General features: G+C 60.4%; 11 protein-coding genes. 2 read left to right on the top strand and 9 right to left on the bottom strand.

What is annotated here, in order from left to right:
* Nucleotides 1-7 precede the first annotated feature (7 nt).
* The 5 genes from ACP7BO_RS17020 to glyA all read right to left on the bottom strand — a co-directional run bounded on the left by ACP7BO_RS17020 (nucleotide 8) and on the right by glyA (nucleotide 6,639).
* Entirely contained in the window at nucleotides 8-640 is a 633-nt protein-coding gene (locus tag ACP7BO_RS17020; protein ID WP_004419513.1) for a sarcosine oxidase subunit gamma, read from the bottom strand.
* Between the two features lie 110 nt (nucleotides 641-750).
* Entirely contained in the window at nucleotides 751-3,768 is a 3,018-nt protein-coding gene (locus tag ACP7BO_RS17015; RefSeq protein ID WP_426211603.1) for a sarcosine oxidase subunit alpha, read from the bottom strand.
* Nucleotides 3,765-4,097 carry a sarcosine oxidase subunit delta gene (locus ACP7BO_RS17010; RefSeq protein WP_397455545.1) on the bottom strand — a complete coding sequence of 111 codons (333 nt, stop codon included), beginning with the start codon at nucleotides 4,095-4,097 and terminating at the stop codon, nucleotides 3,765-3,767. Before ACP7BO_RS17010 ends, ACP7BO_RS17015 begins: the two co-directional genes overlap by 4 nt.
* Nucleotides 4,098-4,112: 15 nt before the next feature.
* Nucleotides 4,113-5,363 (bottom strand): sarcosine oxidase subunit beta, encoded by a 1,251-nt coding sequence (locus ACP7BO_RS17005; protein WP_004419522.1) that lies wholly within the window; start codon nucleotides 5,361-5,363, stop codon nucleotides 4,113-4,115.
* 22 nt (nucleotides 5,364-5,385) lie between these two features.
* Nucleotides 5,386-6,639, bottom strand: coding sequence for a serine hydroxymethyltransferase (gene glyA / locus ACP7BO_RS17000; protein ID WP_397455543.1), 1,254 nt, complete (start codon nucleotides 6,637-6,639; stop codon nucleotides 5,386-5,388).
* Nucleotides 6,640-6,946: 307 nt separating this feature from the next.
* Here glyA and ACP7BO_RS16995 point away from each other — a divergent pair, with 307 nt between their 5' ends.
* Complete coding sequence (locus ACP7BO_RS16995) at nucleotides 6,947-7,990, top strand: threonine aldolase family protein (protein ID WP_397455542.1); 1,044 nt, start codon at nucleotides 6,947-6,949, stop codon at nucleotides 7,988-7,990.
* A gap of 82 nt (nucleotides 7,991-8,072) precedes the next feature.
* Here the strand turns inward: ACP7BO_RS16995 and ACP7BO_RS16990 are convergent, their stop codons facing one another.
* The 3 genes from ACP7BO_RS16990 to gbcB all read right to left on the bottom strand — a co-directional run bounded on the left by ACP7BO_RS16990 (nucleotide 8,073) and on the right by gbcB (nucleotide 9,908).
* Nucleotides 8,073-8,375, bottom strand: a complete 303-nt coding sequence (locus tag ACP7BO_RS16990) for a cell division protein ZapA (protein ID WP_073509817.1) — start codon at nucleotides 8,373-8,375, stop codon at nucleotides 8,073-8,075.
* Nucleotides 8,372-8,596: a hypothetical protein gene (locus ACP7BO_RS16985; RefSeq protein WP_060696663.1), complete on the bottom strand. Its 225-nt coding sequence runs from the start codon at nucleotides 8,594-8,596 to the stop codon at nucleotides 8,372-8,374. The genes ACP7BO_RS16990 and ACP7BO_RS16985 overlap by 4 nt, the downstream gene beginning before the upstream one ends.
* A gap of 211 nt (nucleotides 8,597-8,807) precedes the next feature.
* Nucleotides 8,808-9,908 carry a glycine-betaine demethylase subunit GbcB gene (gbcB, locus tag ACP7BO_RS16980; RefSeq protein ID WP_004419536.1) on the bottom strand — a complete coding sequence of 367 codons (1,101 nt, stop codon included), beginning with the start codon at nucleotides 9,906-9,908 and terminating at the stop codon, nucleotides 8,808-8,810.
* Between the two features lie 282 nt (nucleotides 9,909-10,190).
* Between gbcB and gbcA the strand changes: the two genes are divergently transcribed.
* Complete coding sequence (gene gbcA, locus ACP7BO_RS16975; protein WP_426211598.1) at nucleotides 10,191-11,483, top strand: glycine-betaine demethylase subunit GbcA; 1,293 nt, start codon at nucleotides 10,191-10,193, stop codon at nucleotides 11,481-11,483.
* A 509-nt stretch (nucleotides 11,484-11,992) separates the two neighbouring features.
* Here gbcA and ACP7BO_RS16970 read toward each other — a convergent pair.
* The gene (locus tag ACP7BO_RS16970) at nucleotides 11,993-12,763 is read right to left on the bottom strand and encodes an electron transfer flavoprotein subunit beta (protein ID WP_426211596.1); all 771 of its coding nucleotides are present in this window, start codon (nucleotides 12,761-12,763) and stop codon (nucleotides 11,993-11,995) included.
* Nucleotides 12,764-12,774 lie beyond the last annotated feature (11 nt).

The raw sequence follows: 12,774 nt of genomic DNA, 5'->3' as shown, positions 1-12,774 counted from the left end.
GCGTGGCTCAGGCCTCGACACTCAGCCCGTATTGCGCCGCTGCGTCCTGCAACCATAACCACCAATAGTCCGAAAAGCTGCGCCGGATCAGCAGTTCCCAGGTGTCTTCGCCAGTGTGGCGGATCACCAGCTGCGATTTGGCGAACACCGTGCCCACTGCCTTGCCCACCGGGAAGTTGTCGGGGTGCACGTCATAGCTGGTGGACTTCATCAGCACTTCACGCACGTTCGGGCCGCTCAGCTCCAGCAGTTGCTGGCCGCCACTGACATTGACCACCGAGATATGCAGCCCCGCCAGCGCTGCGCGCAGGGCTTGCTCCACGGCGAATTCCTGGCCGCCGGGAACAATCAGCAGCCACTCGTCCGGGCCCATCCATTGCAGCGATGTCTGATCCTTGGCCACCAGGCTCAAGGCCACCGGTAATTCCAGGCCCAGAGCCTTGTGCACCCCTTCGGCAAAGGCCGGGTCTTTGGCGTCGCCACGCAGGGTCAGATGACCCAGGAGTTTTTTCTCGCGCACGATGACGCCGGGGTTTTTACGGCCTTTGCCAATCAGGCCGGCGAGGTTGGCGTGGTGTAACGATGACTCGGCTTTCGCGCCCGAGTCCGGGCGTTGTTGGTAAACGTTGGCTGTGGTCATGAATCACCCGTTCGCAATGTTATGTAGGATCGACCGCTATCGCTGGCAAGCCAGCTCCCACACTTGCAATGCAACCCTGTGGGAGCTGGCTTGCCAGCGATGGTCTTGATTCAAATATTCTGCCGTTCGCCCTTGGGGTCGAAGAACACCGAAGACACAATTTCAGCCTCGATCACGCTGCCGTCCGCCAACGGTGCGAACACCCGCTCGCCCATGCGTTTGAGGCCGCCTTTGACCACGCCCATGGCAAACGAGTAACCCAGCGAACCGCAGGTGTAGCTGGAGGTCACATGGCCGACCATGCTCATCGGGATCGCCTGCTTGGTGTCGAACACCAGTTGCGCGCCTTCAGGCAGCCATTTGGTCGGGTCCACCGGCTTGAGGCCCACCAGTTGTTTGCGCTGATCACGCACGCAGTCTTCGCGGTTCATCCCGCGCCAGCCGATCCATGAGAACGGTTTGGTGCGGCCCACACACCAGCCCATGTTCAGGTCGTCAGGGGTCATGGAACCGTCGGTGTCCTGCCCGACGATGATGAAACCCTTCTCGGCCCGCAGCACGTGCATGGTCTCGGTGCCATACGGGGTGAGGTTGTACGGCTTGCCCGCCTCGACAATTTTTTCCAGCACGCCCATGGCGTAGTCAGCCTGGATGTTGACCTCGTACGACAGCTCACCGGTGAACGAGATACGGAACACCCGTGCCGGTACGCCGCCCACCAGACCTTCTTTCCAGGTCATGAACGGGAAGGCTTCACGGTCCAGGTCGATGTCGGTCACTTCGCTCAACAGCTTGCGGCTGTTGGGGCCGGACAGGGTCAGGGTCGCGTAGTGGTCGGTGACCGAGGTGAAGTACACCTTCAGATCCGGCCACTCGGTCTGTTGATAAATCTCCAGCCATTGCAGTACACGGGCCGCACCGCCGGTGGTGGTGGTCATCACAAAATGGTTGTCGGCCAGGCAGGCGGTCACACCATCGTCGAACACCATGCCGTCTTCTTTGCACATCAGGCCGTAGCGGGCCTTGCCCACATCCAGCTTGGTCCAGGCGTTGGTGTAGATGCGGTTCAGAAACTCCCGGGCATCCGGCCCCTGAATGTCGATCTTGCCGAGGGTGGAGGCATCCAGAATGCCGACGCTGTCACGCACCGCCTTGCACTCGCGCTTGACCGCCGCGTGCAGATCCTCGCCATTGCGCGGGAAGTACCACGGCCGTTTCCATTGGCCGACGTCTTCAAACTCGGCACCTTGCTTGACGTGCCAGGCTTGCAGCGCGGTGTAGCGCACCGGTTCGAAGATGTGCCCGCAATGGCGGCCCGCCACCGCGCCGAAGGTCACCGGCGTGTAGTTGGGGCGGAACATGGTGGTGCCCATTTGCGCGATGGTCACGTTCAGCGAACGTGCCGCAATGGCCAGCCCGTTGACGTTGCCCAGCTTGCCCTGGTCAGTGCCAAACCCCAAGGCGGTGTAGCGCTTGACGTGCTCCACCGACTCGAAACCTTCGCGCGTCGCCAGCTCAATGGCCGCTGCGGTCACGTCGTTTTGCAGGTCGACGAATTGCTTCGGCGCCCGTGCCGTGGCTTTTTCGTGGGGCACCTGAAACAGCGCCAGGGTGGCTTCTTCATGATGATTCAGGGCTTTGGGCAGCACGCCTTCAACCGGTTTGAACCCGGCTTCACTGGCCGCCCGCACGCCACCTTCAAAGCCGTCGGCCAGGCTGTCGCCGAGCTTGTAGACACCATTGATACCGCCCACGCAGACGCGCTTTTGCGGGGCTTCGCCGGGGACAAAACCAAGGATATCTTCACGCCAGGTCGGCTTGCCGCCCAGGTGCGAGGCCAGATGCACCACCGGGCTGTAGCCGCCGGAGGTCGCAACCAGATCACACTCCAGCCATTCGCCGGGGCTGGCGACGCTGTGCTGTTTGAGGTCAATCGCCGCCACACGGGCACCGGTGACATGTTTGCTGCCGCGGGTTTCGATCACGGCGCTGCCGGTCAGAATCCGGATGCCTTTGGCCCGCGCTTCTTCGACCAGTGCACCGCGGGGATTGCTACGGGCATCGGCAATGGCCACCACTTGCAGACTGGCATCGAGCCAGTCCAGCGCCACGCGATAGGCATGGTCATTGTTGGTGCTCAGCACCAGTTTTCTGCCCGGCGCCACCCCATAGCGGCGCACATAGGTCGACACCGCACCCGCAAGCATATTGCCCGGCACGTCGTTGTTGCCGTACACCAGCGGCCGCTCGCACGCGCCGGTGGCCAGCACCACACGCTTGGCCCGTACCCGATGAATGCGCTGACGCACCTGGCCGATGGGCGCGCGGTCGCCAAGGTGGTCGGTGAGACGCTCGTGAATGGTCAGGAAATTGTGGTCGTGATAGCCGTTCACGGTGGCCCGTGGCAGCAGCAACACGTCCGGCAGCGCCTTGAGTGCAGCAATCACCCCGGCGACCCATTCCATCGCCGGTTTGCCGTCCAGGCTTTCACGGCTGTCGAGCAGGCTGCCGCCAAACTCTTCCTGTTCATCGGCCACGATCACCCGTGCACCGCTGCGTGCTGCCGCCAGGGCAGCGGCCAGCCCGGCCGGACCGGCCCCGACGATCAGCACATCGCAATGGTGGTTCATGTAGTCGTAGGTATCGGGATCGTTCTGGGTTGGCGAACGCCCCAGCCCCGCCGCCTTGCGGATGTACTTCTCGTAGGTCATCCAGAACGATTGCGGGTACATGAAGGTTTTGTAGTAAAACCCGGGCGGCATCAGCTTGCCGCCGACCTTGCCCAAAATCCCCATCACGTCAGTGTTGACGTTGGGCCAGCCGTTGGTGCTGGTGGCGACCAGACCTTGATACAGCGCCTGTTGCGTGGCGCGCACGTTGGGGATCTGGGTGGCTTCGGTGGCGCCGATTTGCAGCACCGCATTGGGCTCTTCGGCACCGGCGGCAAAAATGCCCCGCGGCCGGGAATATTTAAAGCTGCGACCGATCACGTCGACGCCGTTGGCCAGCAACGCTGCGGCCAGACTGTCGCCTTCGTAGCCTTTGTACTGTTGACCATTGAACGTGAAAGTCAGCACTTTGTTGCGATCGACGCGGCCGCCGTTAGGCAAGCGATGGGTCTGGCTCATACCTTTTCTCCCAGCTCGCGAGTGGCCGTGGTGGTCAATGGCGCAGCCTGTTCGGTGAACTGCGGCTTGCTGCCGATCAGGTAGGTTTCAAGAATTTCATAGGTCACGGTATTGCGCGTCGCGTTGAAGAACTGGCGACAGCCCGCTACGTGGTTCCACAACTCGTGGTGCAGGCCACGGGGGTTGTCGCGAAAAAACATGTAGTCGCCCCACTCGGCGTCGGTGCAGGAGCCGGGGTCGAGCGGCCGCGGAATGTGGGCCTGGCCGCTGGCGTGAAATTCCTCTTCGGAACGCAACTCGCCGCAATGGGGACAGAAGATGTGCAACATGGGGTGATTCTCCTGTTAGTGGGCGACAGCGGCAGCGCCGTGTTCGTCGATCAGGGCGCCGTTGTGGAACCGGTCAATGGAAAACGGCGCAGCCAGCGGGTGCATTTCGCCTTTGGCCAGGCTGGCGGCAAACACGTTGCCCGAGCCCGGCGTGGCCTTGAACCCGCCCGTCCCCCAACCGCAGTTGAAGAACAGGTTCGGTACCGGGGTCTTGGAGATGATCGGGCAGGCGTCCGGCGTGGTATCGACGATCCCGCCCCACTGGCGGTTCATGCGCACCCGGGACAACACCGGGAACATCTCGACAATGGCTTGAATGGTGTGCTCGATCACCGGGTACGAGCCGCGCTGGCCGTAGCCGTTATAGCCGTCAATACCGGCGCCGATCACCAGATCGCCCTTGTCGGACTGGCTGATGTAACCGTGAACCGCGTTGGACATGATCACGCTGTCGATAATCGGTTTGATCGGCTCCGATACCAATGCCTGCAACGGGTGCGATTCAATCGGCAGGCGGAACCCGGCCTGGCGCGCCATGTGCCCGGAGTTACCGGCCGTGACTACGCCCACGCGCTTGGCGCCGATAAAACCTTTACTGGTTTCGACGCCAATGCACACGCCGTTTTCCTTGCGAAAGCCGAGCACTTCGGTTTGCTGGATCAAGTCCACCCCCAGCGCATCGGCGGCCCGGGCAAAGCCCCAGGCCACGGCGTCATGCCGAGCCACGCCGCCACGGCGCTGGACAGTGGCGCCCATCACCGGGTAGCGGGTGTTTTTTGAACAGTCCAGGTACGGAATTTCGTCTGCCACCTGTTTCGCATTCAGCAACTCGCCGTCCACCCCGTTGAGGCGGTTGGCACTGACCCGGCGCTCCGAGTCGCGAATGTCTTGCAGGGTGTGGCACAGGTTGTACACCCCGCGCTGGGAGAACATGACGTTGTAGTTCAGGTCCTGGGACAGGCCTTCCCACAGCTTCATTGCGTGCTCGTACAGATGCGCCGACTCGTCCCACAAATAGTTGGAACGCACGATGGTGGTGTTGCGCGCCGTGTTGCCGCCGCCCAACCAGCCCTTTTCCACCACCGCCACATTGGTGATGCCGTGTTCCTTGGCCAGATAGTAAGCAGTGGCCAGGCCGTGGCCGCCACCGCCGACAATGATCACGTCGTAGACCTTTTTCGGGGTCGGCGTGCGCCACATCTTCTGCCAGTTTTCGTGGTGGCTGAGGGAGTGTTTGAAGAGGCCGAAGCCTGAGTACCGTTGCATAGGGATTACTCCAAAACCGCGCTCAGCGATAAACCGGGAAGTCTTTGCACAGTGCCGTTACCTGGCTCGCCACGTCAGCCTCGATATCGGCATCGCCGAGGTGATCGAGGATGTCGCAGATCCAGCCGGCCAGCTCCGTACATTGCGCCACTTTGAAACCGCGGGTGGTGACCGCCGGGGTACCGATGCGCAAGCCCGAAGTCACGAAGGGTGATTGCGGATCGTTCGGCACCGCGTTTTTATTGACCGTGATATGGGCCCGGCCCAGGGCTGCATCAGCGTCTTTTCCGGTCAGGCCCTGGCGGATCAGGCTGAGCAAAAACAGGTGGTTGTCGGTGCCGCCCGAGACCACGTCGTAACCGCGCTTCACAAACACCTCGGCCATCGCCCGGGCGTTGTCGATCACCTGTTTTTGATAGGTTTTAAAGCCGGGTTCCAGGGCTTCCTTGAAACACACCGCTTTGGCTGCGATCACGTGCATCAACGGCCCGCCCTGGCCGCCGGGGAACACCGCCGAGTTGAATTTTTTCTCCAGTGCTTCGTTGGCCTTGGCCAGAATCAGCCCGCCGCGCGGCCCGCGCAGGGTTTTGTGGGTGGTGGTGGTCACAACGTCGGCGTAGGGCAGCGGGTTCGGGTACAAGCCCGCCGCCACCAGACCGGCCACGTGGGCCATGTCGACAAACAGGTAAGCCCCCACTTTGTCGGCAATCTGCCGGAAACGCGGAAAGTCGAGGAATTTGGAGTAAGCCGAGAACCCGGCAATGATCATCTTCGGCTGATGCTCGACGGCCAGACGCTCGACTTCGTCGTAGTCGATCAGCCCGGTGGTGGTGTCGATGCCGTATTGCACCGCGTTGTACAACTTGCCGGAAAAACTGACGCTGGCGCCGTGGGTCAAGTGACCGCCGTGGGCCAGGCTCATGCCCAGCACTGTGTCCCCGGCATTGAGCAACGCCAGGTACACCGCCGCGTTGGCCTGGCTGCCGGAGTGCGGTTGCACGTTGGCGTAATCGGCACCGAACAGTTGTTTGGCGCGATCGATGGCCAGCTGCTCGACTTTATCCACATGCTCGCAACCGCCGTAATAGCGTTTGCCGGGGTAGCCTTCGGCGTACTTGTTGGTCAGGCCGCTGCCCTGGGCTTGCATCACGCGCCGGCTGGTGTAGTTCTCGGAGGCAATCAGTTCGATGTGATCTTCCTGACGCTGATCTTCGGCATTCATGGCCGCTAACAAGGCATCGTCGTAGCCCTGAATCTGATCCTGCTTGCTGAACATTGCGTTCTCCCAGCGCCAGCGCGCCTTTGGTCTCGGTTAGGGCTTGCCCTTTGAGCCAGATGGTAGAGCTGGCGCCCCCGGATCAAATGCCTATGGACGCCACACAAAGGTGCGTTTACGACATGGGACAAAAGCGCGTATCACTCATGCCCTGTGGGAGCCGGCTTGCCGGCGATGCGAGCCACTGGCGATACCTGATCTGCCATCGCCGGCAAGCCGGCTCCCACAAGAAGTCTGTCGAGCATTCTGTGCACCCGCCGGATTCTTGGATAAAGTGCAGCACGATCTTCGACCATGGAACCGGGAAATGACTGACAAGAGCCAACAATTCGCCAGCGACAACTACTCCGGTATCTGTCCCGAAGTCTGGGCCGCCATGGAGCTGGCCAACCACGGCCACCAGCGCTCATATGGTGATGACGAATGGACCCTGCGGGCCGCCAACGATTTCCGCAAACTGTTCGAAACCGATTGCGAGGTGTACTTCGCCTTCAACGGCACCGCCGCCAACTCACTGGCCCTGTCGTCGTTGTGCCAGAGCTTCCACAGCGTGATCTGCTCCGAGACCGCCCACGTCGAAACCGATGAATGCGGTGCGCCGGAGTTCTTCTCCAACGGCTCGAAACTGCTGATTGCCCGCACTGAAAACGGCAAGATCACCCCCGAGTCGATCCGCGAAATCGCCCTCAAGCGCAAAGACATCCACTACCCCAAGCCGCGGGTCGTCACCATCACCCAGGCCACCGAAGTCGGCAGCGTGTACCGCCCGGAAGAAATCCGCGCCATCAGCGCTACCTGCAAGGAGCTGGGCCTGCTGTTGCACATGGACGGCGCCCGTTTTTCCAATGCTTGCGCGTACCTGGGGTGCTCGCCTGCGGAGCTGAGTTGGAAAGCCGGGGTTGATGTGCTGTGCTTTGGCGGGACCAAAAACGGCATGGCGGTGGGCGAAGCGATTCTGTTCTTTGATCACGCCCTGGCCGTGGACTTTGACTATCGCTGCAAACAGGCCGGGCAACTGGCGTCGAAAATGCGTTTTCTGTCAGCACCCTGGGTCGGCTTGCTGGAAAACGACGCCTGGCTCAAACATTCCCGCCACGCCAACCACTGCGCACAATTGCTGAGCCAGCTGGTCAGTGACATTCCGGGGGTTGAGCTGATGTTTCCGGTGGAAGCCAACGGCGTGTTCCTGCAACTGTCGGAACCGGCTGTGGCAGCGCTGACAGCCAAGGGCTGGCGCTTTTACACCTTTATCGGCAAGGGCGGCGCACGCTTCATGTGCTCGTGGGACACCGAAGAGGCGCGGGTGCGGGAACTGGCAGCGGATATCCGCGAAGTGATGGGTACAAATTAATGCAGGAGCGAGCTTGCTCGCGAGCTTCTAACAGCTCGCGAGCAAGCCCGCTCCTACAGAAGATGATTGATTGTTACCCGACTCAGGATTGCCCGAGAGTCCGCTCAATCACTTCGACCGTGGCGCTGACTTGCTCTTGATAACGGTCGAGTTCCTGTTTGTGCTGCTGTTTGAGTTCAATCTGTTGCGAACACAGATTCAACGCGGCCAGCACCAACAACTTGTCCCCGATCAAGCTCGGGTACTTTCTTTTCGTATCGGCCAAGGCAGTGTTTAACATCACCGATGCGGACACCAAGGTTTGCAGCTCCCCAACAGGTGCCTTGATCGAATAGTCGTTGCCCAGAATCGAGACGACTTTTATTCCGTCTCTGTCTTCGCTCATGCGCTGACAGTGCTCGCGCGTTCAACCAGTGCCTGGATACGGGCAGCTGTTGCACCTTGCTTCTCTTCCTGTTCCATCAGGCTCAGTTGCAGGCTTTCGTTGTCATCTTTGGCCTGGGCCAGTTCAACGTTCAGCGCAGCGTTGATGTCCAACAGCTCCTGCTTTTGTTGAACCAGATCGCTGACCAGTTGTTCCAGTTTGCTAAGGGATGATTCCATCATGGTGGTGATCTCAAGCTGTTTTCAGAGGGCGCGTACGATAAAGAAAAGTCACCGGCTAAGCTAGCGGCAACCGGCCTTTAAGCCCCCTAAAGACTGTGGTTTGCGATCTTTGTTCCCGTCTTCCCCCAAACACCCCCCTTGCAGGAAGAGCCGGTCGACGCTCGATTGTCTCGCGAGCTGTGGTTTTTCAAGAAGCTCGCTCCTACAGGTATCAGAATTCAATCCGCACATCGCCCTTGGGTACGCTGCAGCACGACAAGATGTAGCCTTCTGCCACGTCTTCGTCGGTGATGCCGCCGTTGTGCTCCATCTCGACTTCGCCGCCCAGCTTCAACACCTTGCACGTGCCACAAATCCCCATGCCGCAGGCCTTGGGAATCAACAGCCCCAGCTTGGCTGCCGCGGCGTGTACGGTTTCGGCCGGGCCCACGCGGATACTTTTGCCCGACGCGGTGAATTCCACCTGGTTGAGGTCCGCCAGATCCAGCTCCGGCGCATCTGCCGCCTGTTCGGCCTGCTCCACCGCATCGGCCCGGGCCTCGGGCGGGGTCGCGCCAAAAGACTCTTCGTGGTAACGGCTCATGTCAAAACCGTTGGCTTCCAGCAGCCGCTTGACCGCGCTCATGTAAGGCGTGGGGCCGCAACAGAACACCTCGCGCTCCATAAAGTCGGGGGCCATCAGTTCCAGCATCTTGTGATTCAAATAACCGCGATACCCGGCCCAGGGCTCGCCCAGGCCGTGCTTCTCGCAAATCAGGTGCAGGCTGAAATTGTCGATGCGCGAAGCCATGTGCTCCAGCTCGCGGTGATAAATGATGTCTTTGGGCGAACGGGCGCTGTGGATAAACACCATGTCGACATTGGCGTTGGTGTCGTAAAACCAGCGCGCCATGGACATGACCGGGGTAATGCCGACCCCGCCGCTCAGATACAGGACCTTGGGGCTCGGTGCGTCGATGGCGTTGAACAGCCCGACCGGACCGTGCACCGCCAGCTCCTGGCCCTCACTCAAGGTGTCGTGCAGCCAGTTGGACACGCGCCCGCCCGGCACGCGCTTGATGGTCACCGAAAAGCTGTACGGCACCGAAGGCGAACTGGAAATGGTGTATGAGCGCATCACCGGATCGCCGTCGATTTCCAGCTCCAGGGTCACGAACTGCCCCGGCTTGAAAAAGAACAGGATCGGCTGGTCGGCCATAAAGCAGAAGGTGCGCACATCCCAGGTTTCCTGAATCACTTTGACGCATCGCACGATGTGTCGGCCGTTGGCCCAGGTCTGGGTGGTTACCGGATTCAGAAAGCTGTTGGACATGCGCTTCTCCACGGCCGACAACCGGCCTCTTGCTGGCGATTCTGCGCATGCCCCGGGGCGGCCATTTACCTATTCACGACATTCACATACTTATCGCGACCAGCCCCTTGAAACAGGGGCTGGCGCGTCGGGAACAGATTGGGCCATGTCGCCCGCAGATATGGCATCGGCACGCCCTGATCGCACACTCAGCGCCACTGATAGCGTTAATTGCTTTGCCTTGCGTCGCACCCCTGAGCAGCCACTTTCGGGCCACATACAATGGCCATGAGGATTACAACGATGGACATCACCGCAACCCTGAGCCTGGGCGATCCACTGGAACCCGCACGCAAGGCCACCGCCGAGATGTTGCAGAACCGCGAGCGTACTTTTTCGCTGCCGCAGCCGTTTTATAACGACGAGCGCCTGTTCGAAATCGACATGCAGGAGATCTTTCAGAAGGAGTGGCTGATTGCAGGCATGACCTGCGAGATCCCGACCAAGGGCAATTTTCTGACCCTGCAAGTGGGCAACAACCCGATCATCGTGATTCGCGGTACCGAGGGTCAGGTCCATGCTTTTCATAACGTATGCCGCCATCGCGGCTCGCGGTTATGCACCTCCGAGAAGGGCAAGGTCGCCAAGCTGGTGTGCCATTACCACCAGTGGACCTATGAACTCGATGGCCGCCTGCTGTTTGCCGGCACCGAGATGGGCGCCGACTTTGACATGAAGCAATACGGGCTCAAGCCGGTGAACGTGAAAACCGCAGGGGGCTACATCTTTATCAGCCTGGCCGAGAACCCGCCGGCGATCGACGAGTTCCTGGCCACGCTGAACCACTACATGGAACCCTACGACATGGAAAACACCAAGGTGGCGATTCAGACCACCCTGGTGGAAAAGGCCAACTGGAAACTGGTGCTGGAAAACAACCGCGAGTGCTACCACTGCAACGCATCGCACCCCGAGTTGCTCAAGACCCTGCTGGAATGGGACGACGTCACCGACCCCCGGGCCGACCAGGCATTCAAGGATCACGTGGCAGCCTCGGCAGCGGCCTGGGATGCGGAAAAAATCCCCTACGCCCACGCCAGCTTCGGCCTGCGCAACCGCATCGTGCGCATGCCGCTGCTCAAGGGCACCGTGTCGATGACCCTGGATGGCAAACAGGGCTGTGCAAAACTCATGGGGCGGATTAAAAACCCGGACCTGGGCTCGATGCGCATCCTGCACCTGCCGCACTCGTGGAACCACTGCATGGGCGACCACATCATCGTCTTTACCGTATGGCCGCTCAGCGCCCAGGAAACCATGGTTACCACCAAATGGCTGGTGCACAAGGATGCAGTGGAAGGCGTGGACTATGACGTGGAGCGCATGCGTAACGTATGGGACGCCACCAACAATCAGGACCGGCGCCTGGCTGAAGAGAACCAGCGCGGCATCAACTCCGTGGCCTACCAGCCGGGGCCGTACTCGCAAACCTACGAGTTTGGCGTGGTCAACTTCGTCGACTGGTACAGCGAGCGCTTGCTGAGCAACCTGGGCGCGGCGCCGGCGCCGTACCTCAAAGGCGTGGTCGCCCAATAACCGCCCGACCAAACCTGTAGGAGCGAGCTTGCCTCGCGAGCTGTTCAAGCGAGCTGTTGAAATCTCGCGAGCAAGCTCGCTCCTACAGGCTATTTTTTAACCAACAGGCTACACCCCATACAATCAAAGGCCCGCAGCCCTTCACCAACATCTTATCCACAGTCACACCCACAGTAATTGTGGGGAAGTGGGTAAGTTATCCCGAAAACGGCGATTGGCTGTTTTTTGTACAAAACCTTACAGGCCACGGGATACATGGGCTGCAAGCAACCGCAAACACCTTATCCACATATCCGCCAACAGAGATTGTGCGCAACTTATGCACCGCACCCCTTTTCTGTGGAAAACCCTTTAAGGGCCCGTTTTTTAAAGGGTTTGACCGCTCAGCAGTGGATAACTACAGCAATTGGTTGTTTTTTGATCAGAAGCCTGAAAGCCTTGATCCATATAGCGCTTAGCCGACAGCAAACAACTTATCCACATAAGCGCTAACAGACTTTGTGGGCAACTCAGCGCACCACGCCTTCTTCGATTAATAACTTTAAAATCGCCTGTGCACACTCTTCGCTGCTCTTGCCTTTGAGTATTTGACCTCCACCACCCGCTGCCTTGGCTGTCGCCGCTTTCATACGGTCGGCGCCACTTTTGGCCCTGATCACTTTGAGACGCTTTGGCCGCGGCCTGGCGGGCTGGAAAACACCGACTGTGGATAACTCGTCCACAATCACCTCAACCACTTCGGCATCGACCACACCACGGGTAGCCGGGCCATAGGCGCTTTGGCGGGCCTTGGGGGCGGCGTTATCCACAGTGGCCATAAACGGCAGGCGCACCTTGAGCCGGCGCCGCTGGCCGCGGGGCAACGCCTGCAACACCAGGGCAACACCGTTGTGGATAGATTCGACCTGAGCCACCCCCACCAGCAACGGCCAGCCCAGTTGCTCTGCGAGCAGATACGGCAGCATGCCCGAGCCTTCACCGGTTTCAGCCTGACTGCCCGTCAGTACCACCTGCACCCCGGCTTCCCGGATGTAGTCGCGCAAAACCGGCAGCGCATCGTCGCCGTCCGCCTGTTCCAGCACGTGAAGTTCGTCCAGGCCCATGCCCAGATACGCACGCAGCGCCGGTTCGTGGGGGTTACCTGCGTGCAGAACATGCAGGTTATCCCCAGCCAGCTGGAGGCCGAGCTCGACAGCCCGGGCATCCTGTTCAGCGCGCCGGGCCCGGCCGGAAGCCGGGTGGGCACCGATTGAAACCAGAGCAACGGTGGCAATGGTCATAAGCGAATCTC

This window comes from Pseudomonas sp. TWR2-1-1 (genome assembly GCF_049897045.1).
Lineage (GTDB): Bacteria > Pseudomonadota > Gammaproteobacteria > Pseudomonadales > Pseudomonadaceae > Aquipseudomonas > Aquipseudomonas versuta.
This window is presented reverse-complemented; position numbering and strand designations above follow the sequence as displayed.

Excerpts from the sequence above, each read along its gene's own strand:
- ACP7BO_RS16970 (WP_426211596.1), bottom strand. The coding sequence starts at position 12,763 with ATGACCATTGCCACCGTTGCTCTGGTTTCAATCGGTGCCCACCCGGCT.
- ACP7BO_RS17020 (WP_004419513.1), bottom strand. The coding sequence starts at position 640 with ATGACCACAGCCAACGTTTACCAACAACGCCCGGACTCGGGCGCGAAA.
- gbcB (WP_004419536.1), bottom strand. The coding sequence starts at position 9,908 with ATGTCCAACAGCTTTCTGAATCCGGTAACCACCCAGACCTGGGCCAAC.
- glyA (WP_397455543.1), bottom strand. The coding sequence starts at position 6,639 with ATGTTCAGCAAGCAGGATCAGATTCAGGGCTACGACGATGCCTTGTTA.
- gbcA (WP_426211598.1), top strand. The coding sequence starts at position 10,191 with ATGGACATCACCGCAACCCTGAGCCTGGGCGATCCACTGGAACCCGCA.
- ACP7BO_RS17005 (WP_004419522.1), bottom strand. The coding sequence starts at position 5,363 with ATGCAACGGTACTCAGGCTTCGGCCTCTTCAAACACTCCCTCAGCCAC.
- ACP7BO_RS16995 (WP_397455542.1), top strand. The coding sequence starts at position 6,947 with ATGACTGACAAGAGCCAACAATTCGCCAGCGACAACTACTCCGGTATC.
- ACP7BO_RS17015 (WP_426211603.1), bottom strand. The coding sequence starts at position 3,768 with ATGAGCCAGACCCATCGCTTGCCTAACGGCGGCCGCGTCGATCGCAAC.
- ACP7BO_RS17010 (WP_397455545.1), bottom strand. The coding sequence starts at position 4,097 with ATGTTGCACATCTTCTGTCCCCATTGCGGCGAGTTGCGTTCCGAAGAG.
- ACP7BO_RS16985 (WP_060696663.1), bottom strand. The coding sequence starts at position 8,596 with ATGATGGAATCATCCCTTAGCAAACTGGAACAACTGGTCAGCGATCTG.
- ACP7BO_RS16990 (WP_073509817.1), bottom strand. The coding sequence starts at position 8,375 with ATGAGCGAAGACAGAGACGGAATAAAAGTCGTCTCGATTCTGGGCAAC.